The organism is Gordonia sp. NPDC003504, assembly GCF_053587995.1.
Genome location: NZ_JBSFPC010000001.1, coordinates 733,063 through 759,785, shown reverse-complemented (window position 1 = coordinate 759,785; position 26,723 = coordinate 733,063). Strand labels below are relative to the sequence as shown.

The following is a 26,723-nucleotide window of genomic DNA, read 5'->3' as shown; positions in this document are numbered from 1 at the left end:
TCGTGAGAACAGCTGTGGTGGTGGGCAATCCGAAGCCCGCCAGTCGGACCCTGTCCGCGGCGAGATATGTGGCCACCCAGCTGACCGGTGCCGAACCGGATCTGATCGTCGACGTCGCCACTCTTGGTGCGGCAGTGCTGGATTGGTCCGATCCGAAGGTGTCGGATCTGGTCCGGCAGGTCGGCGAGGCCGACCTCGTCGTCGTCGCCAGTCCCACCTACAAGGCCGCCTACACCGGTCTGCTGAAGCTGTTCCTGGACCGATTTGCCGGTGGCACAGGACTTTCCGGTCTGGCCATCCCGCTGATGCTGGGTGGTTCGGAGGCGCATTCGTTGGCTCCGGAACTGGTGCTGCGGCCGGTTCTCACCGAGATCGGTGGCACCGTCCCCGGTCGCGGTCTGTACGTGGTGGATTCCCGTCACGACGATCCGTCCGCATACGCCGACTGGTTGGCGGCCACCGCGCCCATCGTGTCCCGACAACTGGGAGTGCTTTCATGAGTGACTTCGCCACCAACCAGGATCTCGATGCGGCGCGACTACGCAAGGCCTTCGGGGTCTTCCCGACCGGTGTCGTCGCGGTGGCCGCCGAGGTGGACGGCGAGTTGATCGGGCTTGCCGCAAGCTCTTTCACCAGCGTCAGCCTCGATCCGCCGCTCGTCTCGATCTCGATCGCGAACACGTCGAAGACCTGGCCGGATCTGCGGCGTGCCGCTCACCTGGGCGTCACCGTCCTCGCCGAGCATCAGGCCACCGTGTGCCGTCAGCTGGCCGGGCCGGTCGCCAACCGATTCGACGATATTGCGATCAAGGCATCCGACGACGGCGCGGTCACCCTCGATAACGGTGTGGCGCACTTCGATTGCACCATCTACCGCGAGGTCGAGGCAGGCGATCACTTCATCGTTCTCCTCGAACTGCACGGCGTCGAGCATCCCGAATCGGGCAATCCACTCATCTTCCACCGCAGTGGCTTTCCCAAGTTGGCCGAGTTGGTGTAGGCGATGTCGGTCTCCGGCGTGTTGGCTGCCGACCGACGCGGACGGGTCTAGCGTCGGAGAGATGACGCAGTTGGGCGGCATCTTCCGGAAGAAGTCCGTCGACACGGTGATCCATCAGAACGATGAGGGACACCAACTCGAAGGCGGACGACTCAAACAGACACTGCGGGCCCGCGATCTCATCGGGTTCGGCGTCGGCATGGTCATCGGTACGGGAATCTTCACGTTGACCGGCGTGCAGGCGAAAGACAATGCGGGACCGGCCATCATGATCTCGTTCGTGGTGGCCGGGGTCATCGCCCTGTTTGCCGCATTCTGTTACGCCGAACTCGCCTCCGCGGTGCCGACGGCCGGATCGTCCTACACTTACGCCTACACCACCCTCGGCGAGATCATCGCGTGGATCATCGGCTGGGATCTGATCCTCGAGTTCGCGCTCGGTGCGGCGGTGGTGTCCCGCGGGTGGTCGGGCTACTTGCAGGACGTCTTCAACCTGCCGACGACGTTCTTCGGTGAGGATTCGACGGTCAACCTGGGTGCGGTCGCGATCGCGTTGGTCCTGGGTGTGGTGGCGACCGTGGGTATCAAGGAATCCGGCTGGGTCACCAACGCGCTGGTCTACCTGAAGGTGAGCATCTGCGTCTTCGTCATCGTCGCCGGGCTCTTCTTCATCAAGGCGGCGAATTACACGCCGTTCATCCCGCCCGCGCAACACACCGGCGGGGAAAGTGGCTGGCGGCAGCCGTTGTGGCAGTGGATCTCCGGAGTGGAGGCAACGGCATTCGGGGTGGCCGGGGTGCTGTTCGCCTCGGCGGTGGTGTTCTTCTCCTACAGCGGTTTCGAGATCGTCGCGAACCTCGGTGAGGAGACCCGGCATCCCGCACGCGACATGGCCCGCGGCCTGTTGGGCACCCTGTTGATCTGCACGGTCCTCTACGTCGGCGTGTGCTTTGTGCTGGTGGGCATGGTGCATTACACCGATCTCAGCACGGGGGCGCCGCTGTCGGATGCGTTCAACCAGGTCGGATTGAGTTGGGCCGGTGTGCTTGTCGGGATCGCCGCGGTTGCCGGGCTGACGTCGGTGATCCTCGTCGATATCGTCGGCATGTCCCGCATCGGTTTCGCGCTGTCGCGTGATGGGCTCATCCCGCATTCGGCGGGAAGGATCCATCCGAAATGGCGGACCCCGTACCGCATCACGATGATCACCACCGCCGTCGTGGTTCTGCTCGCGGCGTTCGTCCCGCTGGCCGCACTGGCCGAGATGGTTTCGATCGGAACGTTGTTCGCCTTCTTGGTGGTCTCGATCGCCGTTCCGGTGCTGCGGCGGACGCAGCCGGACATGAAGCGGCCCTTCCGCGTTCCGTGGTCACCGGTGCTGCCGATCGTCTCCGCGATCTGTTGCGCGGGACTGATGGTCAACCTCGCCATCGAGACGTGGTTGCGGTTCGTGGTGTGGCTGGTCATCGGACTGCTCATCTACGCCTTCTATGGGCGCTCGCACGCGAATCTGGCTCGTGCGGACCGAGATTCGGGCGCCGGGAACGTCAACCGCGGTGCAGTTCCAGGATCGTGACCTCGGGCGGTGCGCCGACACGCACCGGTGGACCCCACGCTCCGGCGCCGCGCGTCGTGTACAGCACGGTGTTGCCGATCTTGTCCAGGCCCTCGACGGACGGCTGCTGGAGGGGCACGACGTAGCGGATCGGCCAGATCTGACCACCGTGCGTGTGGCCTGACAATTGAAGGTCCACACCGAGATCGGAGGCCTGCCGCGCCTGACGCGGTTCATGGGCGAGTAGGAGCCGGAACCTGCCGGGGTCGCTGCCGTCGAGCGCCTCGGGGAGATCCGGTTCATACGGTTGCGGTGCCGTGTAGTCCTGGATGCCCACGACATCGATCGTTGCGCCGTCGTGGGTCACCTCGACTCGTTGATTGCGCAGTGTGGTGATGTCGAGCTGCTCCCAGTGGTCGAGCCAGCGTCCCCCGTCGTCGGCATAGAACTCGTGATTACCGCTGACTCCGAACACTCCCAGCGGCGCTCGGAGTTGGGCGAGGGGGTCGATGTCGGCACCGACCTCGGCGACGGTGCCGTCGGCGAGATCGCCGGTGATGGCGATCAGGTCGGGCTTTTCGCCCATGACCTCGTCGACGACATGTTGGGTGAAATCACGTCCGCGTGCGGGGCCGACGTGGAGGTCGGAGATCAGTGCGACGCGGATTCCGTCGAACTGTTCGGGGAGTCGTGGGAGGGTGACCGTGGTGTGGGTGACGCGTGGTGATGCGGCTTCCCAGACGCCGTACGAGGTGGTGACGAGTGCTGCGATGACGACGACACCGGTGGTCACGCGTACTGCGAGGAGGCGGCGGTGCCGCCCGGTGTCACCGGGTGCGAGCCGCAGCACCAGACGCCAGATCAGCGACATCAGCCCGACCAGGACGAGGCCGAGGACCAGGTAGAGAACGACGGCGAGCCACGTCAGGCCGAGCCATGCGGGGGCTCGGAAGGCGGACGGGTCGAGTTCGCGTCCGGTGGCGATGCCGACCACGGCGAATGCCCACATGATGACGAGCACCGCGTCGGCGACGATCGACCACGGGCGCGCCATGGCTGTGGCACGAACGATGCGGCGGTGCAGCCAGAAGGTGATGAGCGCGAGGAACGCCGCGAAAACGAGGACCATGATGATCTCCCAACGTACCGGAATGTCGGAGATGGGCGGATCGGCGGATGGAATCGCGGTGATCGGTGGGTGCGGCAAACACGCGCGAGGTGGGCATGATGGGGAGATGAGCTTTGAGCTGTCGGCAGATGCGGAATGGACCTACGACGAACTCGAGTCCGCAGCGACAACGCTGGTCGCCGACGAACATGACCGAATCGCGAATGCCGCCAACATCTCATCGCTGATCTATCACTCTGTGCCCCGACTGAACTGGGTTGGCTTCTACCTCTTCGACGGCACCGAATTGGTGGTGGGGCCGTTCCAGGGCAAGCCGGCATGTGTTCGGATTCCGCTGGATCGTGGTGTGTGCGGGGCGGCCGCACGGACCCGCCGGACTCAACGGGTGGCCGACGTCCATGCCGTGCCGGACCACATCGCCTGCGACGCGGAGAGTCGGTCGGAGTTGGTCGTCCCGCTGGTCGCCGACGACGGCACACTCATCGGAGTCTTCGACATCGACAGTCCCGACGCCGATCGGTTCGGCGACGACGATCAGCGAGGGCTCGAGGCTGTCGCGGCCGTGTATGTGCGGTCGCTGACCGGCTGATCTGACGACGCCGGTTTGGCAGCCGCACGGTGACGGTTGTCGAGGTATCGCACGCTGCGTACCGGCCATGGGGTCGTTGACCGTCGAGCGCTTGTCTCGTTCCTCGACGGGACTGACCGGCGGAAGTCGTTTGCTGTCAGCGGCATTGGGGATAATTCAGCGGAGAATTGTGCGCTGTCAACAGAATTCAGAGTGCTTCCACGTGGTCGGGGTGCTCGAGGGTGGGGTGCCGGCGTGGGGATGAGTGCAATGGTGGTCGGCGAGGGACCCGGGGCCGTAGGGTGAGAAGCCAGTCGCGCCGCAACCGATGAGCGTGACACCGACGGAACAGGGGATGACCGTGACCAGTGCCTACGACTTCACCGCAACCGACATCGACGGCAATCCGGTGGATCTCGAGAAGTATCGGGGACATCCGATGCTGATCGTCAACACCGCGTCGAAGTGTGGTTTCACACCCCAGTACGAGGGATTGGAGAAGCTGCACCGCGAGTACGCCGACAAGGGTCTGGTGATCCTGGGTTTCCCGTGTGACCAGTTCGCTCATCAGGAGCCCGGCGATGAGGCGGAGATCAAGAATTTCTGTTCACTCACCTACGACGTGACATTCCCGATGTTCGCCAAAGTCGACGTCAACGGTGATCAGGCGCATCCGCTGTATCAGTGGTTGCGCCAGCAGAAGTCGGGAGTTCTGGGTTCACGGGTGAAGTGGAACTTCACCAAGTTCCTCGTCGACAAGTCCGGTGCGGTGGTGGACCGATTCGCTCCGACGGTCAAGCCCGAGAAGCTCACCGACGACATCGACAAGGTGCTCTGACCGCCACCGGCATCAGGATCTACGCCGGCGGTGTAGATGCGGCAGGTGGGTGTCGTGTTCGTCGTTGACCCAGGCGTAGTAGATGCCGATGAGTAGACCACCGCCGACGAAGTTGCCCAGCAACACGATTCCGAGATTGCCCAGCGCTGTCCACAGGTTCACGTCGCCATGCATGCCGACGATCATGAACAGGACGGTGTTGGCCACGGAATGTTCGAAGTCGAGGAAGGCGAAGACGAAGACGGAGGTGACCATCGCCATGCATTTGGCGATGTCCTCCACCAGATAGCCGTTGTACACCAGCAGCATCGCCATGTTGATCATGAAATTGCAGAGGATGGCGCGGATGAATAGATCCATGCATCCGGAGAAGCCGTCGGTGACGTAGCCGGTCTTCACCTCGACGGCATGGTGCATGGCCTCGAGGACCGGTCCCTCGATCAGGGTGGTGCCGCGCAAGAGCAGTGCGATGAACAGGCCGCCCAGGATGTTGCCGAGGTAGCAGAACGCCAGAATGCGGATGAACAGCATCGGGGTGAGCCGCCGGTAGTACGCACCGACGGAGACGATCATCATGTTCGATGTGAGCAGTTCGGATTTGGTGTAGTAGATGAACACCAGTGCCCAGCCGAAAATGAAGGCTCCGATGAGTTTGCCCACCGCGTGGAGTTGCTCGGGCGTGGATCCCATCTGATCGAAGGCGGCGACGATCGTGTAGTTGATGACGTAGAAAATGGCGATGATGGCGCCGGCCATCGCTGCGCGTTGTAGGAACCGCCGCCGCATGTGCCCGGTCATCTTCTTCTTCGACTCGAGCACGTCGAGCGTGGTGCTGATGAAGAACTTTCCCGGGAACAGCTTGTTCACGTCGAAAGCCGGCGACGGATCGGTCATGCATCAACGGTGACAGACATCGGCGGTGCGTGCTCGTCGATTGCGACGGCACGCCCCGATCGTCGTCGGGGCGCGTGGCCGTCCTGGCTGCGGGTTCAGGCGGAGTCGCCGAGAACCCGCACCACCGTCCGTCCGGTCATCTTGCCCGCACGGATCGAGTCGAGGGCGGCGGGCAGGTCGTCGAGTCCGATCTCGGTGATGACGGCATCGAGGTGCCTCGGGCGTAGGTCGCCCTCGATTCGCGACCAGATGGCCCGTCGGAGATCGGCACCGATGAGGACCGAATCGATGCCGAGCAGTGCGACGCCGCGCAGGATGAACGGCATCACCGTGGTCGGGAGGTCGGCACCGCCGGTGAGTCCGCTGGCGGCGACCGCACCGCTGTGGTTCATCGTGCTCAACACGTAGGCGAGGGTCTTGCCGCCGACGCAGTCGACCGCGCCCGCCCAGACCGACTTGCCGAGTGGGCGGATCTTGGTCTCGTCGTCGACGAGGCGGCCGACGACCTCTGCGGCGCCGAGTGTGGTGAGTAGTTCGGCGGCCTCCGCCTTTCCGCTCGAGGCGGTCACCGAGAAGCCCTGTGCGGCAAGGATGTCGACGCTGACGGCGCCGACGCCGCCGCTGGCTCCGGTGACGACGACGGGGCCGTCATCCGGTGTCAGGCCGTGATCGAGGAGTGCGGCCACGCTCATCGCGGCGGTGAATCCCGCGGTGCCGATGGCCGCAGCCTCGCGGGTGGACAGCGAGGTGAGCTTCACGACCTGCGCCGCCGGAACACGGGCGTAATCGGCGTAACCGCCATGCTGTTCGGTGCCGATCGGGCCGCCGTGTGCGACGACGCGGTCTCCCGGGGCGAAGCCCGGGTCGGTGGATTCGATCACCTCTCCGGCGATGTCGATGCCCGGGATGATCGGGTAATTGCGCACCACGCCTCCGCGCGGTGTCACCGCGAGGGCGTCCTTGTAGTTCACGCCGGAGTACTGCACCGCGATCGTCACGTCGCCGCCGGGCAGATCCGCCGCGGCGAAATCGGTACGGTCCACGGTGATCGCGCCGTCGGATTCCGTGGCCACGAGCGCAGTGAATTGGTCGGGGACGGTGCTCATCGTTGTGCTCCTGGAGTTGGGGTGTCACGTCGACGGGTGTCGCGTGGTCCACATCGTGCCACCGGATGGGGCGTGCGAACCAGGTGGGTCTTGCCGAAACGGCTCCGACCGGCGTGAACGGCAGTACCGTCGACGAATGAGGCAACTCGCACGCGGCATGCTGGTGATGGTCTCGGTGGTGCTGTGTGTCGGTCTCGTGCCGGCTATCGCGCGGGCGACGCCGTCATCCGGGGTCTCCGCGGTCACGTTCGCGGAGGGAGACATCCCGGCAGATCTGTTGCCGTTTGTTCCCGAGGGAGTCCACGTCGCCGTTCGCGAGATCACTATCGCTCCGGGTGGAACGACCGGCTGGCACTATCACGACGGCCAACTGGTCGGACTGGTCCGGGCCGGAACACTGACCCATCCCGGAGCCGACTGCGAGCCGGTGATCTACCGGACCGGGGACATCATCAAAGAACCGGCGGGACAGTCGAATACGCACGTCGGCCGGAATCTCGGGAACACGCCGGTGGTCCTGGACGTGCTGTACCTGATTCCGCTGGGCAAGCCGCTCTTCGAGGACGCACCGGCCCCTGGATGCGACGCCCCCGGGACGTGATCGCACGGGTAGGCGCGGCGCCGCGGTTGCCGAGTTCCGTTGAGAGCCCGTGCATTTGCGTTGACAGCGCTCTTGAGGTCATTGACAGCGCTCGAGTCGACGTTCACGGCGCTTGGGTTTGGTAACCGGCACTACGCTGAGCGCTGTCAACGAAGAGGCGAGCGCTGTCAACGACGAGGCGAGCGCTGTCAACGACGAGGCGGTCCGATCGTCCTTGGCAGGATGGGGTTGGTCTGTAGGGTCGGGAGTGAGCGGTCAGGAGTGGGGCGGGCAACCGCGGCGAAAGCTTACGAAGCGCGACGACGAGCTCTGAAGAGAGGGGTGACGGCACGTGCCAACCCGTAGGACCATCGTGATCACCGGTGCCAGCGACGGTATCGGTGCGGCAGCCGCCCGAGAACTGGCGGGGCCCGACGTCGACCTCATTCTGGTGGGTCGCTCGGCCGAGAAACTCGCCGCCGTGACCGCCGACACCGGGGCCGTCGGGCTGACCGCGGACTTCGCCCGCCTCGATGACGTCCGCACGCTGGCCACCCGAATCGGTGAACGCACGACGTCCATCGACGTCCTGTTGAACAATGCCGGTGGCACATTCGAACCCACGCCGCCGACCGTCGACGGTCATGAACCCAACTTCCAGGTCAATCATCTGGCGCCGTTCCTGCTCACGAACCTGCTCCACGATCGATTGGGCGCGGCCGAATCGGGTGCTCTCGTCGTCAACACGTCGAGTATCGGCAATCTGATCGGTCGGGTGGACCCGACCGATCTCGACTTCCGGCGCCGCCGCACCACCCAGTTCCGCGCCTACGGCACCAGCAAGCTGGAGAACATCATGTTCACCCGCGGTATCGCCAAGCGGTGGCGTGACGATGGGATCGTCTCTGCGGCAGTGCATCCGGGTGCAGTGGCGTCGAGTTTCGGACGCGACTCGTTTCTGATCGGACTCCTGTACCGGACGCCACTGAAGCGTCTGGGTCTGATCACCCCGGAACAGGGTGCCGCGTCACTGATCGATCTGGTTCATCGGGGCGCCGATCCCGACATCAACGGCGTGTACTTCTCGCGGCATCGGGCACGCGGACCGGAGAGCCGACAAGCGCACGACCCCGAGTTGATCGACCAATTGTGGACGGTGTCAGCAGAGTTGGTGGGACTGGACTGACTCGCTACCCGGCTGCCCCGCGTGTATCGGACCCGCGCGTATCGAACCAGGCGCGGATGGCCGCGGCGAACTGATCGGGTGCATCCGACTGCACGAAATGGCTTGCACCGTGGATGATCTCAATGTGATGGTCGGCGAAGGTCGATTCCCAGCGCTTCAGTTCGGCATCCCCGAAGGCGATGTCGGCATCCGCCCAGATGATCAACGCGGGCAGCGTCGCCAGATCGGGCAACGCGTCCGCCACGGCGGCGAGGAAATCGTGCCCGGCGGTCAGTTGCCGGGGGAAGATCGATGATCCTTGCCGTCGTCGACCGGTGTCCAGGGCATTGCGGTAGTGGTTCATCTCGGCGTCGGAGGGCTTGCGGAGTTTGTGTCCCGCCGGAATCATCACGTTCACAAACAGATTGAGGTGCCGGATGAGCAGCGCCCCGACCGGGCCGCCCATCACATACGACATGATCTTCACGTGTAGGGCGGTTACCGGCCAGGCCCACGTGTTGGCGAGGACCACCCCGGTGAACCGCGATCGATCCCGCGCGATGGCCGCCAGGCCGATCGGCCCGCCCCAATCGTGCGCCACCAGGGTCAGGTCGGTCAGATCCAACCGGTCGATGAACGCGGTGACGATGCGGGTGTGATCGTCGGGCAGTGCGGTGTACTCGTCGGACTCCCCGGACAGCCCGAATCCGGGATAATCCAGTGCGATGCACCGAAATTGACCCCGCAGGTCGCGGATGACATCGCGGTAGACGAACGACCAGGTGGGATTGCCGTGCAGGAAGAGCAGTGTGGCGCTCGGAGCAGTCTCGGGACCCTCGTCGACGTAGTGCACAGTGTTGCCGTCGATCTCGATCACGTGGCTGGTGAACGGGTAGAGCGATTCGTCGACCCAGTCGGGCCGGTGGCTGACAGTCATGGTGATGTCCATTCTCGGCGAGAGCCGATATGATCAAGGCAACTTTAAAATATCAAGCAGAGATGTGAGTAAAGAGTACGGCCAGTACTGCGGGCTTGCGCGGGCGCTCGACGTGGTGGGTGACCGGTGGAACCTTTTGATCGTGCGGCAGTTGTTGATCCGCCCGGCCCGCTACAGCGAATTGCGATCGGGCCTGCCCGGCGTGGCCACCAATCTGCTCGCCGGGCGGCTGCGTGAACTCGAGGCGGCGGGCGTGATCGAGCGGCGCCTCGCCGACGACGCGGACGGCATCGAGTACGCGCTCACCGCCTGGGGCCGGGAGCTTCGCGAGCCGATCGAAGGCCTCATCCGATGGTCCACACCCCTGATGACGCGGGGGCCGCAAGGTGATGAGTTCCGTGCCGAGTGGCTCGAACTCGCCCTGCCCGCGGTGCTGGCGGATCGGCCACGGCCTCGCCGAACGGTGTCGATCCGAGTGGAGTTGCCGGAGGGCACGATCGTGATCACCTCGACGCGTTCGGGATTCGAGATCGGCGGATCCGCGGACGGCCCGGTGGACGCAGTCATCCGGACTGGCGCGGACGTGCTCCTCGGCGTGGCGGTGGGGATGCTCCCCGTCGACTCCCTCGACGTCGACGGCGATCGGTCGGCCGTGCGGGCCGTCTTTGATCGATCAGGAATCAAGAAGCAACCCACCGGCCGGCAGTCATAGCCTTGCGGTACCCGATGATCCGAGACGGTCATCGACACCACCGAGTCATCGACACCACAGAGGAGCACCCGATGAAGACCATGACATGCCGTGAACTGGGCGGACCGTGCGACACCGCGCACCGAGGCGAGGATGCCAACGACGTGATCCACGCACAGGACCAACATCTCAAGGATGCGGTCGCCGCCGGCGACGAGACGCACCGTGCAGCCGCCGACGATATGAAGGGCCGCTGGCGTCGACCGGTGTCCGGGATGAAGTGGTACCGCAAGGCGCAGAGGGATTTCGCGGCTCTGCCGGAGGACTGACGGCGAGCGACTCGTCGCCACGCGGGTCTATGCGTGGCGGGCTCGCCGATCTCGCCACTGACCCGATCAGCCCGCCACGTACGACGTCATCGACAGCGACCCGTAGGAGCAGCCGTCCACGAGAACCTCCGGAGAGTCCTGGGTCGACGTCGATGAGGCCGCGAGCATGCCGGCGAGATACACCGACGGCAGGAAATGATCCGGTGTCGGAACGGCTTTCGCATAATCGGCATGCTCGGCCAGGGCGAGGTAGTCGGCCGGGTTCTCGAGCATCGTGGTGCGGGCGGCGTCGTCGAAGCGTTGGGCCCACGCGTATCCGGTGTCGGGCCGGGAGAAGTCGACGGCACGCAGGTTGTGGACGATGTTGCCGCTGCCGACGATGAGCACGCCCGATTCGCGCAGCGGTGCCAGACGCGCACCGAGATCGAAGTGAAAGTCGAGGTCGCGTTCACCGTTGATGCTCAGCTGGACGACGGGGATGTCGGCGTCAGGGAAGGCGTGGGCGAGAACCGACCACGCGCCGTGATCGATACCCCAGCTGTCCAGATCGCTGCCGAGCCAGGTCGGCTTGACGGTCTCGGCGACTTCGCCGGCCAATTCGGGCAAACCGGGTGCCGGGTAATCGAAGTCGAACAGCTCGCGGGGGAACCCGTAGAAGTCGTGGATGGTGCGGGGGCTGGCCATCGCGGTGACCGCGGTGGCGTTGATGTACCAGTGCGCGCTGATCATCAGGATCGCGCGTGGGCGCGGTACCGACTTTCCGAACCGCGCCCACGCCTGCGTGAACTGGTTGTGCTCGATGGCGTTCATCGGGTTGCCGTGACCGATGAACGCCATCGGCATGACGGTGGGTGGGGTGCTGTCGACCATCGGGTTGTTCCTTCACTGTCCACCAGGGTGGATGAATCTTCATGTTTCTTCGAGGATACGACCATCTGTATGAAAGTTCAAGTAGTTGATAGGATGGTCCGGTGGCATTGACCCCCGATCAGGAGCGGGCCTTTCGTGGTCTGCTCGTCGTGTCGATGCTGCTCGACGATGCGCTCGACACCCAGTTGCGTCGTGACAGTGGCTTGACGCACTCGCAGTACATCGTCTTGTTCCGGCTGTCGGAGGCGCCGGGGCGGACGCTGGGCATGCGCCGGCTGGCGGTCCTGGCTCATGCCGAGCAGAGCCGGCTGTCGCACGCGGTCACCACCATGGAGAAGCGTGGATGGGTGCGTCGCACCAAGTCGGCCGATCCCGACGATCGGCGTGCGGTGTCGGTGACCCTGACCGACGCCGGGATGGACATCGTGCGCGACGCCGCCCCGCGCCACGCCGACGAGGCGGGGAGGCTGATCTTCTCCGCCCTGGACGACGAGCGGCTGGCCGGGCTCAACGCGGCGCTCGACCAGGCCTTACCGCATCTGGCCGAGATTGGCCTGGAACTCCCGACAGCACAAGAAGATTCGGTGCTGTGGGACGGGCGTGAATCGTCGTCCTGACCGATTGCCGCATGATCGAGAACCGTCAGAACGGTCTCTCGGCACGACGCTGGCGCCGGTGCTCATGTCTGCTCGGAGAAGTCGTCGCCGTGTGTGGCGAGGGGTAGATCGAGGTCGCGGCGTCGACCCGAAAGATATTCCACCACTTGGGAGCTGGTCCGATCAAGAAGTGGATCGTCAGCGGCGTCGACCACGGTGTGCCGGATGTCGGCTGCGGGGTCCGTCGCTCGGGGTTCGTCGCGTCGGCTACGTGCGGTTGTGTGCTACGGCTGCCCGAATGAGTTCGCTGAAGGCATCGGAGTCCAGCGCGTCGCCGTCCTTGATGTCCACCGCGCGACGAGTGCCTGCGGTGAGACTGGCGTTGAACACCCTTCCCGGATCGGGTAATGACGCGCCCTGTGCGAAGGTGACTTTGATCTTGTCCTTGTAGGTCTCCAGCGTGCAGACGATACCGTCGAGCGAAAACGTCGGAACACCATCGGGATTCGACGGCTTGCGCCACTTGACCTCTTCGGTGATGTCGGGTTCCGCGGCCAGAATCAGTGCGCGGACCTCGTCGGCACGTTCGGTTCGCCAGTCGGTCGTCATGTGCTCACAGTAACCCGCGACAGGCGGGCGGCACAGCGGTCAGGGAACCTGCAGACGTACCGATGGGATCGGCACATTCGGGCGGTGCGGGTCCATCCGGAGGTCGATGAGACCGGGACCGGTCCGGACATCGGCGTGCAGGACGTGCGTCGGCGCCGACGGCAGCATGGTGCCCGATACCCATCCGGTGGTCACACCGTGTGCTCCGGTGTTCAGGTTTCGCCAGTGAACGCTCACCCCGACGCTGCACGGCAGCGAGGTACCCGAGATGCCGAAGAATCCGCCGACCACCTGGATGGAGGCGGTGCCCGGTGCGCTGGGCGCTGCGAGCAGACCGACCCGCCCGCCGCACAGCGGGCCGTCGGCCACCGTCCACAAGGGGTCGGCCAGGACGGTGCGGTTGACGGGTTCGGCTTTCGCGGTCACCGGTATCGCGGCGAGCAGGAGGCACGACACCGCGATCACGCACCATCGGATCGGGTGGCGGCGTCGCTGGATACGCGCGTCGATGTTCGAGGTTTCCGACTTCTGATGGGAGGAGGTCATCTCGGCGCCCTTCGTGGTGGGGTGCGCTGCTTCGGTACCGGTGTGATCGTCGTGCGTCGGACGATCGTTACCGATTCTCCCACGACCGCAGGAGGAGTCGACCCACATCGGCATCGAGCACCAGGGCCGCGCGGAACCCGGTGAGCAGGTCGACCGACAGCCCCGGTTCATCGGACAACAGCGGCATGGCCATGTCGTAGAGGGCGATCTGTTCGTGGACGGCATCGGCCTCGACGTGCTCGTCGAAGAATCGTGTCGCGTTCTCGCCGAATCCCAGTCGCCGAAGTCCCTGTGCGTAGCGCTTGTTGGGCAGCGAGGAGGTGCATTCGATGGCGAGCAGATGCCCGACCACAGCGGCGCGTAGCCTGCGCCGCGACGCGAATAGTGTCAGTGCGTTGATCCATGCGAGCGTCGTCGCCGGCAGCATTGCGGCGTAGGCGGCGTAGGAGGTGTCGAGGCCTACGGCGTTCATGGCACACGAGAACAGGGTCGAGTGCATGCGTTCGAACCTTCCTCCGCCGTACTCGTCGCTCTGAATCTCCACCAGACCCGCCTTCGCGCGCCCGGCGAGTCGGGGGATTGCCGCGGTGTGTGGATCGGCTTCGCGGAGGTGATAGACCGACCTGTGTCGCAGGAACTCTCGATACTGGTCCACGGTTCCCGTGCTGCGCAGATGCCCGGACAGTGGCGGAGCGTCGGTGGAGTCGAGCTCGAGCCGTACCCGCTCGGGTAGATCCGTTGCAGCACAGGGGGACACCGGCCCGACGCGGTCGCGGACGGCGTGCTCCAGCGCGTCTCCCAGCCTGCTCCGTAGCAGCGCGACCGCCGGATGCTCGGTCCAGCGCTCGTCGACACCGGTCACGCCGCGTCCGTCGAGTTCGCAGAGCAGGAACCAGGTGCGCTGGGCGTCGAGGTGGACGAGCAGGTCGATGCCGTGGGGTAGCCGTGTGAGCGGGCCCTCGACGTCGGGTGTCCAACCGTGCCGCGCGGTCGGGTCGCCGGCGAGCAATTCATCGACGGCCGCGCCGAGTTCGCCGACCGGCGGGAGCTTTGGGCATGTCGTCGAGACGGTGGGTCGCCCCATCATCGCCTCCCGTCACGCACAATGGTGAAATGACCACTCCGGAGCCCCGCCGGTCCCACTCCGCCAACGGCGTGCCTGCGAGTATCACCGTCACCCCTGGAGGTCCGCTGGTGGTGCGCGGCGACGTCGAACTCGTCGACGTCGACGGAGCGCCGATCCCGCGACGTCGCGCCACCATTGCGCTGTGTCGGTGCGGGCGGTCGAGTATCCAGCCGTATTGCGACGGCAGTCACGCGCTCGGTCGGCCGCCGATCCGCGACGAGTGAGACGGCGGCTGTCATCGCGGCCTCGAGATCTGCTCGACCACGGCCGTCAGGATCTGTTCGATCCGGCGGTGACCGAGGCCCCCTGCGACGCCGGTGACCGCGACGGTCAATGCGCCGGACGCCAGGGACGTACCCTCGATCTGGAGTAGCCACCGGGTCTTGTCCGGCCCGAAGACATGGACCGAGCCTGCGGCGTGGAGATCGGCCGGGGCATCGGACCAGCCGAGCATCACCGGCACCGGGAACAGTCGTTGTGCTGACGCGGGACGGCCGATCAGATCGAGGATGTCCTCCATCGGGACCGTCGCGGCCTCGACGCACCGCCGGGAGAGGCGGGCGCCCTCGCCGGCCTCCCGATGAACGGCCAGCGGAATGATCGTCGACAGGATGAAATCGTCCACGACCTCCGACGCATCGGCTGGGCGGCGCGAGGTCGGCGTCGCCGACACCACCCGGGAATCCCCGGTGACATCGTGAAGTGCGTTGGCCGCCGCCGACTCGAATGCCTCGAAACCCGTGACACCAGCGGCCGCGGCGTCCGCGCGGAACCGCCTGGCCACCTCGAGTGGAATCGTGTGTGAACGGCGTTGCGGAGAACCGGGATTCACCTCGGCCGGTTTGATACCGGCCAGGGTCCAGGCCGACTCGGGTTCGGCCAACAGCAGATCACGCCAGAACTGCTCACCGTCCGGTGTCAGAATGTCCGGCGCAACGGGCGCTGCCACCGGCGTGGCGGCAACTGTGGCAGATGCAGACGCAGATGCCGACAGACTCTCGGCCATGCCGGCGGCCAGCACTGCGAGGGAGTGCCCGTCGACGGCGATATGGTGCAGGACCAGAATGACTGCGGCGGTGTGGCCGTCGGGTGTGGTGAGGACCGTCAGCGCGATCGGCGGCCCCGAGCGGACGTCGAGGTGACCGCTCATCCGACGGGCCCAGGTGCGCAGGATCTCGCGGTCGGGGGTGTGCTCCACCGGGTGCACACTGACGACAGCGTCCGCCGAAAGCGAGTGCGCCACACGACGAATCGGGCCCGACGGGGTGTCGGGGAAGGTTGAGCGCAGCGACGGATGGCGATCCACCAGGGATTGGACCGCCCTGCGGATCTCGGTGGGCGAGGGGGCCGATCCGGAGGTCGGCAGCCAGGCGAGCCGAATCAATTGTGCGCACGGATCGCCGGGTTCGCGGGAGACGGTCCGTTGTGCCGCCGACAACGGTGTCTCGGGGGTTGTCTCGCGCCGTCGGTCCATCTGTGACTGCGGTGAATCGTGCGCCGCGGCAGTTGGTGGCCGGCCGGATGTCATGGCACTTGCCACCGCGGCGAGGCTTTCGCCGACGAGGAGGTCGTTGGCGGTGACCTCGGGATGTCCGGCCGCTGCCATCAGGCGCGCGGCCGCCATGACCGCGAGCGAATCGCCGCCGTGGTCGAGGAAGCTTGCATCGGGATCGACGGTGTCGAGAGTCAGGGCCTCCGCGACCGCACGCATCAGCAGTTCCTCGCCGTCGTCGCGCGCGCGACGTGCGCCCCGACGATCGGGCAGTGGCAGCGCGGCCAGGGCCCTGGTGTCGAGTTTGTCGTTGGCGGTGTGGGGTAGGGCCTCGACCGGCACGATGATCGACGGCACCATATAGCTCGGGACAATTGCCGCCACCTCGTGCCGCAGCGCCGTCGGATCAAGCGCTGCGTCGTGGTCCGCGGGTACCACGTAGGAGACCAATGCCTTACGTCCGGATGGCATGTCGCGCATCACGGTTGCGCACTGCCGGACCGAAGTGCTGCGTGTCAGCGCCGCGTTGACCTCGCCGAGTTCTATTCGCAGGCCGCGCAACTTGATCTGACCGTCCCGGCGTCCGAGTACCCGGACCTCCCCGTCATCGGTCCAGGTGGCCAGATCGCCGGTGCAGTACATCACCGGGTCGTCGGAAAAGGTGCAGCCGGAGAACGCTTCGGCGGTCAACTCCGGTGCGTCGAGGTATCCGTCGGCCACTTGCGGTCCGGAACAGTGCAAGACGCCGAGGGCATCCGGCGGCTGAGGTCGGCCGCGTCGGTCCAGGATGGCCTCGGTGACGCCGGTCATCGGTGCGCCCACTGTGACGGGCCGGCCGGGTACGAGTCCCGAGAAGTTGATACTGCAGCGGGTTTCGGTGGGCCCATACGCATTTCGCAGTGACACCCGGTCACCCCAGCGGGCCACCAGTCCGCTGGTCACCGGCTCACCGCCGAGAACCACCTGAACCAGCTGATCGGCAAGGTCGGGTGAGAGGGTGTCGAGTACCGATGGGGTGACGATGATGTGCGTGATGTCATGCCGCCGGATCAGTTCGGTCATCTCGTCGCCACCGCGTATCGACATCGGAGCGATCACCAGGGCCGCGCCGGTGGAGACTGCTGACAGCAGTTCCACGAGGCCGGTGTCGAATGTGGGTGCCGACGCATGCATCATCCGCGAAGCGGGTGTGAGGGCGTAGTGTTCGCGGATCTCGGCGACCAGTGAGGGGATCCCGCGGTGCGGCATGTCCACGCCCTTCGGGGTGCCGGTGGAACCCGAGGTGAACAGGATGTAGGCGCGGTCGTCGGGGCCCCGATCCAGACCGGGCGGGTGGTGGGCGGACGGGGTGATCTCCGCGGAGTCGAGGGGCGAGGTGGTTCTCGCGGGGATGTCGGTGGCGAGGTCGAGGTCGAGCCACTCGACGGCGTCTTCGGGAAGAGTGCTCGCACGCGCGGCCCGAGAGCTCAGTCCCACGTTGATTCCGGTGCGTTGCAGGATGTCTCGAGTTCTGCTCCGGGGTGAGAACGGGTCGCCGACGGGCACCCACACCGCGCCGGCGCGTAGGACTGCCCAGAACGCGACGACTGAGGCCGCCGAACGCGGGATGCACACCGCGACGGGATCGCCGGGTGCTACGCCGGCACTGATCAGTCGCCGCGCCGCGTGGTCGGCCCACGCCCGTAGCTGCGTCCTGCTCAGCGTCATCTGCCCGTCGATGAGCGCCGGAGCCCCGGGATCGTCGGTGCACACTTCGTCGAGGAGTGCTGCGGTGGGGGTGAATTCGGGTGCCGGTGGGCCCGATCGCGATGCGGAGCGGGCCCATTCGCCGTCGAGGAACACCGCGTCGTCGGGTACGGTTCGGCCGGTGTCGATCTCGGTGAGGAAGGCGCCGAGGTAGCCGTTGAAGCGAGATGAGAGGGCCTCGAGCGCATCGCGACCGAGGCTGCGGCTCGGTGCTTCCCAACTGACCGCCCGGCCACCGGTCGGGTCGTCCGGATGCAGCGTCATCGTCACGTCACCGGTGGGGCCGGTACGCATCACCTCCACCGACCAGTGGAGTCCGGTGTCGGTGGGCGGATCGAATGCCGGCAGCAGATTGGCGACCGCCCCGAATCCCGCGATGTCGTCGCGTCTGCGGAGCATGTCTTCCCGATGAAAGAGCTGATGGCGCAGCGTTCGGGTCACGGCGGTACCGATGTCTTCCACGGCGCCCTCGGCGGTCCGGTCCCCGATGCCCGGCAGGCTCATCGGCACCACATTGGACAACGGGGCAAGTGCTTGTCTGCGGAGATGCGTGGTGCGGGTGGCCACCGGCAGTGACAGTCCGACGTCTGCGGTGTCGAGAAGGCGTGCGCAGAGTCCGGCGAAGGCTGCGAGGATCTCGGCGGTGGTCGGTGGCCGCGGCACGTCGAGTCGACGGGTGATCCGCGTCAGATCCGAGGTCGCCTCGACCGGGGCGCCGGACAAGAAGCTGGGCTGATGCAGATCGAGAGTGTCGCTCCAGAACCGCTCGTCCGACCGGTAGCGCGCGGAGTCGAGATAGTGCGTGTCGGCGGTCTGCAGGTCGGCGGGGCTCGGTACCCGGAGGTCATCGGAGCCGGAGTTGCCTGCGTACACCTCTCCGATGTGGCGCATGATGCGTAGCGCGCCGGCCCCGTCGGTGAGTGCGTGATGCAGGCGCACGACCCATCGATGCCTCAGGTCGGACAGAACGTGGAGTTCGCTGGCCCACAGCGGTTTCGTGAGGTCGGCCCCGTCGGGTGAGTCCACGAAATGCTCAGCGCGCAGGCGACTCGCTGTGTCCGGATCTGGGTGATCGCCGAAGTCGAGCCCGATGATCGGCGGTTGCCCGGAGTGCGCGGCGCGGACCGGATCGACACAGTCGGGGTCGGCGGGCGAAAGATGCGGTGGGATGTGCACGTCGTGCCAGCCGACATGGCGAAGCACCTCGTCGACCGTCCGATGCAACCGTGAGATGTCCAGCGGCCCGGTCAGATCCACGCTGAACGCGATCACGTAGGAGGTCTGCGGGTGCATCAGCTGCGCGAGCCAGAGGGAGCGTCGGGTGAGGGTCATAGATCACTCACCCGTACCGAACCCGACCTCGCCCCGACCGTACCGACCTCGCCAGGAGACCTCCCAAACCCAGATTGCGTATTCCGCGAGCGTAGGACTCCAGAGTTGAAAGGACGCTGAAGTCGCAGGTGATGGCGCCGGACGAGGCGGTGGCACCAGATTCGGGAACCCATCGTGTCCTGTCGGAGGGTGGACAGATCAGGCGCCGAGTGCGCTGGCGAAAACCGGCCAGGACCGGTGCATTTCGTCTTGCCAGTAGGCCCATGAGTGTGTGCCGTTGGGACGGAAATGCACATGCGCCGGGATTCGCAGGTCGGAGAGCCGTCGCGTCAGGGAGGCGGTGCAGTACTGGGAGGCCGCCTCGTCGAGTCCGCCGATGGTCACCTGGGAGGCGAGTTCGCCCGCATTGCCGCGTATGTGCGGATCGCCCAGGGTGTCGTGTGCGCCCGGAAGGCCCGATGCTGCGCTGATCCACAGTGCCGGGGTACGCCGGGCCAGCTTGTGCGCGTTGATGACCGGATCCTGCGCAGCCCATTCGGGGTCACCGGGAGGGCCGTACATATTGCTCGCGTCGGCGCCACCGGGGAAGAACGCCACGGTGCGGGCGATGAGGTTGCCCAACGGGGAGGCGGTGTCAGCACATCCCGAGTACGCGCCCACCGCCCGGTAGAGCCCCGGATGATTCTCGGCCAGTCTGATGACCGCGGTACCGGACATCGAGATGCCCGAAATCCCGCGTGAGCGGCCCGGACTCCACCCGCCGTGCGCATTCTCGAAGGTCCGCGGCAACTCGGAGGTCAGGAAGGTCTCCCACCGCAGCGGACGATTGGTCTTCACGCCGAATCGGAAATTTGCGGCCGGATCGACTCGGCGCCAATCGGCGTAGTAGCTGGCGGCGCCGCCGATCGGGGTCACCGTCCAGACGCTCTTACCCGCGAAGAATGCGTTGGCGTCGGTGGCGTGCGTCCAGTCGTCGCCCTCCTCGCCGCCGGTTGAACCGTTCAGCATGTACATCACCGGCGCTGACGGATTCCCGTTGGCCGGCGACTGCACCAGCATCGGGACCTGCGTACGCATGGCCGGCGACCACACCGACACCAGAGAACGGCGTCCCGACATTCGTGTTTCCCGATAGGGATGATCGGCACTCGCGGGCGCGTAGCGAATACCGAACAGGGTGTCGGCCTGCGCCGACCCGCCGACGGCGACCAGCGTGCCGGCCGCGACGAGAAGTGCTGCGCCGGTCGCCGCGATCTTTCCGCCGACTCTGAGCAGGGTGGGGCGCATGAATACCTCCGGTGTCGTCCCCGACCGTCGTATTTCCACGGAACTCGGGGTGGACTGACCGAATTCCGGTGTGCTCGCGCGGGGCGGACGAAACCCCGGGATCGCTGACAGTTCTGCCATAGTGGCACACATGTCGGCGGGCGACGAACACAATCCTGGACGCCGCGGGAGGTGACATGGGTGAAGGCCGGTTCCGGAACTTCGTCGTTCTCGTCCTGATCTTGGCCTGTGTTCAGTTCGTGATCGTCGTCGACGAGACCGGTGTCGCGCTGTTGGCCCCGGCGATGGCACGCGAGTTCTCGCTGGGGGCCAGTGCGCGCCAGATTCTCGTGACCCCGTTCGCGATTGCCTTCGTCTGCGGGCTACCGCTGGCCGGGTTGGCGATGCGCACGTTCGATCCAGGCCGCGTTCTGATGCCCGCGGCGCTGTTCTTCGGCATCGGAGCCTCCTCGGGCGCAGTTGTCCCGACGGTGGGATGGCTGGTGTTTACCCGTGTGGTACAGGGACTTTCGGCTGCCGTTGTGACCACCAGCGTGCTCGCCTGTCTCCATGTGCTCACTCGGAAGGACCCGCGCAGGCTACGAGCGTTTGCCGGGTTCTCGCTGATGTCGGGGTCGGGTGCTGTCGCTGCACTGATCGTCATCGGACCGCTGGCGGATTTGTCATGGCGGTGGTGTTTCTGGGCCATCGGGATCACTGCTGTCATCGGTGGTCTGGCGTGGGGGGTGTTCGCGGTGCCTCGCGTTGTCGGGGCCGGGGTGACCGCCCCGGCGCAGGATCGGCGGCGGTGCGGTATCGATTTGGAAACACGCCGCTCGCTCGCTGCCGTGATCGGCGCCAACGCAGTGCTCGCCGCCACGGTGATCAACACGAGTTTTCTCCTGCAGCAGGAGTATGGATGGTCCGCCGCCGAAACCGGTTGGGGCTTCCTGGTGCTCAATGCCGCCGCCGCGATCGGTACCGTCGTCGTCGCGCGGACGGGATCTCCGTCGGCAGCTCGCGGCGCCCTGCTTGTCGGTTTCGTCTTCCTCGTCCTGGGTTGTGTGACGGTGGCGGTCGCCGCGCGTTCGGCCGGGTGGGCCGTTGCCGCCACCATCCCGGTCGGGCTGGGGGTGGGTCTCGTCTTTCCGTTGGTCAACCACGGAAGCCTGGCGTCCGCGCAAGACCGGTCGATGGGCAGGGCTGCGCAGGTGGGGGCGGCGCAGCAGGTCGGTCTGGCCGCGGGTGCGTTGGTGGCGGCGGTGCACACCCCCGCGGCTCTCGCGGGCCTGGCGGCCGTCGTGGCCGGCGCGGTGGTGTTGGGAGCGGTGGTGCACGGAGCGGTCGACCGGAGCGGACCGTCATCGGTCAGGAATCGAGAAGCGTAGCGCGCTTGTCCCGTCCTAGATTCGAGTCATCCGACGGTCGAGGGCCGTCGAAACCGATCGGAAGGAGATCTGACATGAAGACGATGACATGCCGCGAACTCGGCGGTCCGTGCGATATGGCACATCAGGGACGAGATGCCAACGAGGTCATCAAATCCCAGGACCGTCATCTCAAGGAGGCAGTTGCCGCCGGCGACGGTTCCCACCGCGAGGCTGCCGAAGCGATGGCCGGTCGATGGCGCCGCCCGGTGTCGGGGATGCGGTGGTACCGCAAGGCGCAGCGGGACTTCGCCGCGCTGGCGGACGACTGAGCGGGTCAGCCAGTCGTCATTCGGTCACAGTATCGGTATCTGCGGACGGGACACCGCACGTGGCCACTTACCGGTTCAGTGCTTCGCGCGTCGGCTGCCGCCATGCCAGTCTTCGGCCACCCCCACCTCGTCGACGTCGACACCGAACGCCTTGAGTTGGGGCTTTTCTCGGAGGCTGCGCTTGAGTTCCGCGAACCCCGGGAAGCGGGCGAGACCGACCACGTGATCCCACAACTCGAGCGCGTCTTCGGCCGCGGGAAGCCGGGAGATCACCGGACCGAAGAATGCGACGCCGCCGGGTGGCTGAAAATGGATGATCGGTGTACCGACGTCGCGGCCGGTCAGTGCGAGGGCCTCGTCGGTCTCGGATCGGATCTCGGTGTCCCACGACTCGTCGTCGAGGGCCGATACATGATGTCGAGGCAGGCGCAGGGAATCGAGGATCGGCCCGAGGAACTGCTCGGTGCCCCGAAAGTCTCGCTCGTCGACGAGGTATGTGCCCGTGTGCGAATCGAAGATCCGCGTGCCGAACGCCTCGTACAGCGGCCCCATCAGGTCGCGACCGTGTTCGCGCCGGACACTCGCCGCCGCGCGCAACAGGCGCAACCCGGCAGAGTGCCCCGCCTCGTATTCCGGCGGAAAGTGTGCGGCGTAGTCGATATGGGCGTTCAGCAGGCGCAGTGAGATGAAGCGGTAGTCGACCGAATAGTCGCGCTGGGTCTGCACGATCCGGACCCATTTGCTGGTCAGCCACGCGAACGGGCAGACCGGGTCGAAGTAGAAGTGAATGTCCGCATCGCTCATGGGGCCATTGTCCTCCGGGAGGTGTCCGTCGATCAGTGCGGGCATCCGTTGGCTGCCGCGATGCCGCGCAGCCGGGCGTCAAGCCACGTCATCGCACCCGGGAAACCGGTGAACATGGTGGTGATGTGTTCGCCGAAATACTCATGGTAGACGGCGGTGGCACCCAACCGGCACTGCTCGGCGAAGAGGTTCCGCGCTCCGGCCGCCGGTATCCACCATTCCTGGGCGCCGTTGTAAATGTACAGCGGCACAACCGATTTCTTGTCGGCCATCTTTGTCACCCGATAAATGTGCTCGGCGACCGGTGAATGGAACGGGTCGCCGACGTTGGCCAGCAACTGCATCGGCATGAAGGTCTGACCGGCCAGCGCCTCGGGGATCAAGCAGACATTCTTCAGCGGCGATGTCGCGATCCACAGCGCGGGGTTGTTGGCCATCGTGAGGATCTCGGGCCGTTCCCGGGCGATACCGAATGTCGCGGCATGGAACAGCCCGGTCGCGAGGTTGGCGTTCATGCTGCCCACCAGTATCCGGAAGTCGGCGGGTACACCGCCCATGGCGGCCCCGACGAATCGCGGTGCCAGTTCGGGTGCGTAGCTGCCGAGCAGTTTCGCGGCGCCGTTGGTGGCGATCGAGCCGCCCGAGTAGCCGGTCATCGCAACTCGGCTGCCGGCGAAGTGCTTCGGGTCCAGTGCGGCGACTGCGCGCACCGAATCGAGGACGACATGTCCGGCGACGATCGGTTCGGCGTAGGCCATCCGCGGGCCCTGGTGATCGGGGATCAGCACGGCGTAACCGTGGGACAACGCCAGGGCCGTCGTCGGCGGGATGATGTCTGTGGGTCCGGTGGCGATGGAAAACCCATGGGCCAGTGTGTAACCGGGTGTGCATGCGGAACCGAGCGAGTCGATGGGCAGGTTGTTCACCAGGATGGGACGCGGTCCGGGCGTCGGTGATGGTGCGCGCGGCACGATGAGTGTTGCGGTGCCGTAGCTCGGTCGGCCGACGGCGTCGGTGCTGCGGAACTTGATCAGACGCGCCGAGGTGATCGGCGCGGTGACGACCGGAGCTGCGGTGGCCGTGACGTCGCGGACGGCGATGACGGTGCCCGGTGCCATGGTGTCGAGGTCGCTCGGCCACCGATCGAAGAGCGGATCGCCGGTGGGGGAGGGCAGTGTGGCCTCGCGGAGTTCCTCGACGCGCCGCGGGAAGCCCGGTGATTTCGCGCGCGGCGGGATCGTTTCCAGGCGCGGATAGGGCGGTGGGCCGATGACCTCGTTAATCGCCTGCGGGATCTGGGGGTTGATCCCCATCATGTTCGGGGGGTCGGCGGTGGCGGGTGTTGCGGTGAGCGTCACCGCGAGAGCCACGGCCGCGGCCGCCGGGACGAGCGTGACGTCACGTGAACGCAAGGAGCGCAGTCGTTGTCGCGGTTGCCTTCGTGTCACCGTGCCACCTCCCGATGGTGAGCGAAGCATCCCCGACCGATGTTCCGCTGAGTCGCACGATAGGAGCCCGAAGTGGGTCGATTGACTCACCTGGGAGTGTTGTTAGCGTTTGGATACCGTGCCGTTGCTGGTTGGTGATTTATCCGTGGGTTGAGCCCGGGTTTTGCACGGGCGACGATCCTGCTGTGCGGGATGATGATCCACCCGTCCGGGTGCTCGGCCCAGTCGGTCCAGGCTTGTGAGATCACGGCGAGGTCGGCTTCCGTTGCCAGTCGGCGATCGAGCGTCATCTGGCCGACCGAGGAGTGAATTCGCTTGGCCCACATTGCACCCCACGCTGCGACGGCGTGATAGATAGCGACGTCGCGGTCTCGGGACAGACCACGACGTCGCGCCCGACGCAGGTGGTGCTACTTCTTCTTGCCGACCACGTCGATGAGCTCGAACTCGGCGAGAATCTCCCCGACCTCGTTGGATTCGAACTTCTCCATCAACTTCTCCCGCAGGAACTGCGGTCCGGGGAGCTCGGCCGGCGCGCCATCACGCAGGCGACTGGTTGCGTAGATCAGCTTGCGGACGTCGTAGGTGGAACCGAACACCTCCGGAACGGCGCGTTCGATGTCGAGCAGCGTGTAAACCGCCTCCATCGGGGTGCGCACCGAGTACTCGGTGGTAAAGATGCAGTCGCGGCCGGTCTCGGCGAACTGTCCGATGAAGGCGAAGTTCAACGAACCCTCGGGCACCACATCCGGACGATCGCCCGCCTGCCGTGGCATGAAGAACGCCGTGACGTACGGCATCATGCACGGGACCGCCTTGGCGCCGGTCGCGGCGAGGTCGGCGATGTCGTCCTCGGGAACTCCCATGTGGTACAGCCACTCGGAGACGATCTCCTCGCCCGTGCACTCCGACATCGTCTTCTTGACGTAGTCACCGGGCTTGTCGACGAACAGTGCATACACCCACACCACGATCTGGTCCTTGGGCTGCTGCTTGAAGTGTGGCTGACGGTTGACAGTCCAGCTCATCAGCCAGTTCGAGTCCTTGGCGGTGACGATGCCACCGGTGACGACCTTGCCGCTGAACGGATCTCGCTTGCAGATCTTCTTGATGTACTCGGGGATGCGGTGATCGAGAGTGGTGACGGTGCACGACTCCCACTTCGTCTTGGTGATGTCGCCGCCGAACACATCGGGATGACCGAACGACGGGTCCTTGGCCGCGATCCGACGCCACAGATCCCATGCGGGTGCGGGTCCCTCATCGAGTTTCGCCGGGGTCTGATGATCGCCGGTGTTCGAATTCTCGGTCAGCGAACCGATGGTCATGAACACCAGATCGTCCTTGGTGAGCTCGACCTCGCTGGTCTCTCCACCTTCTCCACCTTCACGCAGGTAGATCTTCGACGCCTGCTTGTGTTCGCGGGTGATGAAGAAGTCGACGTCGAGGACCTCGGTGTCGAAACGGAATGTGACGCCCTGATCGAGCAGCCACGTGTAGAGCGGCAGCACCAGCGACTCGTACTGGTTGTACTTGGTGAACTTCAGCGTCGACAGGTCCGGCAGGCCGACGATGTGGTGGATGAACCGGTGCAGGTAGAGCTTGAATTCGAGTGCCGAGTGCCAGTTCTCGAAGGCGAACATGGTGCGCCAGTAGAACCAGAAGTTGCTCTCCAGGAACTCCTCGCTCATCACCTCCTCGATGCGCTTGTTCTCCATGTCCTCACGGGTTGCGAGGAAGATCGCCGCGAGCTCCTTCTGGACCTTGTCGCTCAGGCTGAACTTGCCATCGGTGTGGGCGTCCTGCCCGCGATTGATGGTGGCGCGTTGCATCGTGAAGTTGGGGTCGTCCTTGTTGAGCCAGTAGAACTCGTCGAGAACGCTGGCGCCCTCCACCTCGATCGAGGGAATCGAGCGAAAGAGATCCCACAGGCACTCGAAGTGGTTCTCCATCTCGCGTCCGCCGCGGATCACGAACCCCTTCTTCGGTTCCTTGATGCCGTCGAGAGCGCCGCCGGGCAGCTTCAGGCGCTCGAAAACCGTGATCTTGTCGCCGGCCATCTGACCGTCGCGGATCAAGAAGGCCGCGCCCGACAGAGAGGCGAGCCCCGCCCCGACGAAGTAGGCGGTCTTGTCGTCGACACCTGCAGGCTTCCGGGGACGTGCGAACGCCTCGTAGTTGCCGCTGTCGTAATGCATTTGGGGTCACTCTCCTGTACTTGCGTAGTACTGGCAAATCATCAATCTCCAGAGGGCTGAAAGGTGCGGGCGATGGGCCACACCGGCGACATATCAGCCACAACTTCCAGCATGCGCCGGTGCGTCAACGGTTGTGTACATGGGCGTCGAATGTCGCGGATCGAGTTCGGGTCCGGCATGTTTTGGTTGTTCTCGCGTG

At 65.6% G+C, this 26,723-nt stretch carries 26 protein-coding genes; 13 read left to right on the top strand and 13 right to left on the bottom strand.

Going from position 1 to position 26,723, the window contains the following annotated elements; translation table 11 throughout:
- Positions 1–2 precede the first annotated feature (2 nt).
- The 3 genes from ACWDPV_RS03355 to ACWDPV_RS03345 all read left to right on the top strand — a co-directional run bounded on the left by ACWDPV_RS03355 (position 3) and on the right by ACWDPV_RS03345 (position 2,576).
- The gene (locus tag ACWDPV_RS03355) at positions 3–500 is read left to right on the top strand and encodes an NAD(P)H-dependent oxidoreductase (protein WP_449741745.1); all 498 of its coding nucleotides are present in this window, start codon (positions 3–5) and stop codon (positions 498–500) included.
- The gene (locus ACWDPV_RS03350; protein WP_449741744.1) at positions 497–1,000 is read left to right on the top strand and encodes a flavin reductase family protein; all 504 of its coding nucleotides are present in this window, start codon (positions 497–499) and stop codon (positions 998–1,000) included. The genes ACWDPV_RS03355 and ACWDPV_RS03350 overlap by 4 nt, the downstream gene beginning before the upstream one ends.
- 61 nt (positions 1,001–1,061) lie before the next feature.
- Complete coding sequence (locus ACWDPV_RS03345) at positions 1,062–2,576, top strand: APC family permease (RefSeq protein ID WP_449741743.1); 1,515 nt, start codon at positions 1,062–1,064, stop codon at positions 2,574–2,576.
- Here ACWDPV_RS03345 and ACWDPV_RS03340 read toward each other — a convergent pair.
- A complete protein-coding gene (locus ACWDPV_RS03340; protein ID WP_449741742.1) occupies positions 2,548–3,684 on the bottom strand; it encodes a metallophosphoesterase in 1,137 nt (378 codons plus the stop codon). The two genes, ACWDPV_RS03345 and ACWDPV_RS03340, sit on opposite strands and share 29 nt — an antisense overlap.
- A gap of 106 nt (positions 3,685–3,790) precedes the next feature.
- Here ACWDPV_RS03340 and ACWDPV_RS03335 point away from each other — a divergent pair, with 106 nt between their 5' ends.
- Together ACWDPV_RS03335 and ACWDPV_RS03330 are read left to right on the top strand one after the other, a co-directional pair.
- Positions 3,791–4,273, top strand: coding sequence for a GAF domain-containing protein (locus ACWDPV_RS03335; RefSeq protein ID WP_449741897.1), 483 nt, complete (start codon positions 3,791–3,793; stop codon positions 4,271–4,273).
- 340 nt (positions 4,274–4,613) lie between these two features.
- Positions 4,614–5,090, top strand: coding sequence for a glutathione peroxidase (locus ACWDPV_RS03330; protein WP_348807367.1), 477 nt, complete (start codon positions 4,614–4,616; stop codon positions 5,088–5,090).
- 12 nt (positions 5,091–5,102) lie between these two features.
- On the opposite strand, the gene ACWDPV_RS03325 is transcribed toward ACWDPV_RS03330, so the two are convergent.
- Positions 5,103–5,984, bottom strand: coding sequence for a formate/nitrite transporter family protein (locus ACWDPV_RS03325; protein WP_449741741.1), 882 nt, complete (start codon positions 5,982–5,984; stop codon positions 5,103–5,105).
- Positions 5,985–6,079: 95 nt separating this feature from the next.
- On the bottom strand, positions 6,080–7,090 hold the full coding sequence (locus ACWDPV_RS03320) for an acrylyl-CoA reductase family protein (RefSeq protein WP_449741740.1): 1,011 nt from the start codon (positions 7,088–7,090) through the stop codon (positions 6,080–6,082).
- Positions 7,091–7,247: 157 nt separating this feature from the next.
- Between ACWDPV_RS03320 and ACWDPV_RS03315 the strand changes: the two genes are divergently transcribed.
- Both ACWDPV_RS03315 and ACWDPV_RS03310 read left to right on the top strand, forming a co-directional pair.
- Complete coding sequence (locus ACWDPV_RS03315) at positions 7,248–7,691, top strand: cupin domain-containing protein (protein WP_449741896.1); 444 nt, start codon at positions 7,248–7,250, stop codon at positions 7,689–7,691.
- Between the two features lie 331 nt (positions 7,692–8,022).
- Entirely contained in the window at positions 8,023–8,856 is an 834-nt protein-coding gene (locus ACWDPV_RS03310; protein WP_449741739.1) for an SDR family NAD(P)-dependent oxidoreductase, read from the top strand.
- 4 nt (positions 8,857–8,860) lie between these two features.
- On the opposite strand, the gene ACWDPV_RS03305 is transcribed toward ACWDPV_RS03310, so the two are convergent.
- Positions 8,861–9,772 carry an alpha/beta fold hydrolase gene (locus tag ACWDPV_RS03305; protein ID WP_449741738.1) on the bottom strand — a complete coding sequence of 304 codons (912 nt, stop codon included), beginning with the start codon at positions 9,770–9,772 and terminating at the stop codon, positions 8,861–8,863.
- Positions 9,773–9,836: 64 nt separating this feature from the next.
- Here ACWDPV_RS03305 and ACWDPV_RS03300 point away from each other — a divergent pair, with 64 nt between their 5' ends.
- Positions 9,837–10,484 carry a winged helix-turn-helix transcriptional regulator gene (locus tag ACWDPV_RS03300; protein ID WP_449741737.1) on the top strand — a complete coding sequence of 216 codons (648 nt, stop codon included), beginning with the start codon at positions 9,837–9,839 and terminating at the stop codon, positions 10,482–10,484.
- A gap of 71 nt (positions 10,485–10,555) precedes the next feature.
- Entirely contained in the window at positions 10,556–10,792 is a 237-nt protein-coding gene (locus ACWDPV_RS03295) for a hypothetical protein (protein WP_449741736.1), read from the top strand.
- A 66-nt stretch (positions 10,793–10,858) separates the two neighbouring features.
- On the opposite strand, the gene ygiD is transcribed toward ACWDPV_RS03295, so the two are convergent.
- Positions 10,859–11,635 (bottom strand): 4,5-DOPA-extradiol-dioxygenase, encoded by a 777-nt coding sequence (gene ygiD / locus ACWDPV_RS03290; RefSeq protein ID WP_449741895.1) that lies wholly within the window; start codon positions 11,633–11,635, stop codon positions 10,859–10,861.
- 128 nt (positions 11,636–11,763) lie between these two features.
- On the opposite strand from ygiD, the gene ACWDPV_RS03285 reads away from it, so the two are divergent.
- Entirely contained in the window at positions 11,764–12,279 is a 516-nt protein-coding gene (locus ACWDPV_RS03285; protein WP_449741735.1) for a MarR family winged helix-turn-helix transcriptional regulator, read from the top strand.
- Positions 12,280–12,525: 246 nt separating this feature from the next.
- On the opposite strand, the gene ACWDPV_RS03280 is transcribed toward ACWDPV_RS03285, so the two are convergent.
- The 3 genes from ACWDPV_RS03280 to ACWDPV_RS03270 all read right to left on the bottom strand — a co-directional run bounded on the left by ACWDPV_RS03280 (position 12,526) and on the right by ACWDPV_RS03270 (position 14,500).
- Positions 12,526–12,867, bottom strand: coding sequence for a DUF1801 domain-containing protein (locus ACWDPV_RS03280; RefSeq protein ID WP_449741734.1), 342 nt, complete (start codon positions 12,865–12,867; stop codon positions 12,526–12,528).
- 39 nt (positions 12,868–12,906) lie between these two features.
- Positions 12,907–13,413, bottom strand: a complete 507-nt coding sequence (locus ACWDPV_RS03275; protein ID WP_449741733.1) for a hypothetical protein — start codon at positions 13,411–13,413, stop codon at positions 12,907–12,909.
- A gap of 67 nt (positions 13,414–13,480) precedes the next feature.
- Positions 13,481–14,500 carry an iron-containing redox enzyme family protein gene (locus ACWDPV_RS03270; protein ID WP_449741732.1) on the bottom strand — a complete coding sequence of 340 codons (1,020 nt, stop codon included), beginning with the start codon at positions 14,498–14,500 and terminating at the stop codon, positions 13,481–13,483.
- 26 nt (positions 14,501–14,526) lie between these two features.
- Between ACWDPV_RS03270 and ACWDPV_RS03265 the strand changes: the two genes are divergently transcribed.
- Positions 14,527–14,763: a CDGSH iron-sulfur domain-containing protein gene (locus ACWDPV_RS03265; RefSeq protein ID WP_449741731.1), complete on the top strand. Its 237-nt coding sequence runs from the start codon at positions 14,527–14,529 to the stop codon at positions 14,761–14,763.
- Between the two features lie 11 nt (positions 14,764–14,774).
- Here the strand turns inward: ACWDPV_RS03265 and ACWDPV_RS03260 are convergent, their stop codons facing one another.
- Positions 14,775–19,109, bottom strand: a complete 4,335-nt coding sequence (locus ACWDPV_RS03260; RefSeq protein ID WP_449741730.1) for an amino acid adenylation domain-containing protein — start codon at positions 19,107–19,109, stop codon at positions 14,775–14,777.
- Between the two features lie 198 nt (positions 19,110–19,307).
- The gene (locus ACWDPV_RS03255) at positions 19,308–20,396 is read right to left on the bottom strand and encodes an alpha/beta hydrolase (protein ID WP_449741729.1); all 1,089 of its coding nucleotides are present in this window, start codon (positions 20,394–20,396) and stop codon (positions 19,308–19,310) included.
- A 176-nt stretch (positions 20,397–20,572) separates the two neighbouring features.
- On the opposite strand from ACWDPV_RS03255, the gene ACWDPV_RS03250 reads away from it, so the two are divergent.
- Both ACWDPV_RS03250 and ACWDPV_RS03245 read left to right on the top strand, forming a co-directional pair.
- Entirely contained in the window at positions 20,573–21,763 is a 1,191-nt protein-coding gene (locus ACWDPV_RS03250; protein ID WP_449741728.1) for an MFS transporter, read from the top strand.
- Positions 21,764–21,837: 74 nt separating this feature from the next.
- Complete coding sequence (locus tag ACWDPV_RS03245) at positions 21,838–22,074, top strand: hypothetical protein (protein WP_449741727.1); 237 nt, start codon at positions 21,838–21,840, stop codon at positions 22,072–22,074.
- Positions 22,075–22,149: 75 nt separating this feature from the next.
- Here the strand turns inward: ACWDPV_RS03245 and ACWDPV_RS03240 are convergent, their stop codons facing one another.
- The 3 genes from ACWDPV_RS03240 to ACWDPV_RS03230 form a co-directional block, all read right to left on the bottom strand.
- Positions 22,150–22,878, bottom strand: a complete 729-nt coding sequence (locus tag ACWDPV_RS03240) for a mycothiol-dependent nitroreductase Rv2466c family protein (RefSeq protein WP_449741726.1) — start codon at positions 22,876–22,878, stop codon at positions 22,150–22,152.
- Between the two features lie 32 nt (positions 22,879–22,910).
- Entirely contained in the window at positions 22,911–24,194 is a 1,284-nt protein-coding gene (locus tag ACWDPV_RS03235) for a lipase family protein (protein WP_449741894.1), read from the bottom strand.
- 542 nt (positions 24,195–24,736) lie between these two features.
- On the bottom strand, positions 24,737–26,524 hold the full coding sequence (locus tag ACWDPV_RS03230) for an oleate hydratase (RefSeq protein WP_449741725.1): 1,788 nt from the start codon (positions 26,522–26,524) through the stop codon (positions 24,737–24,739).
- Between the last annotated feature and the right edge of the window lie 199 nt (positions 26,525–26,723).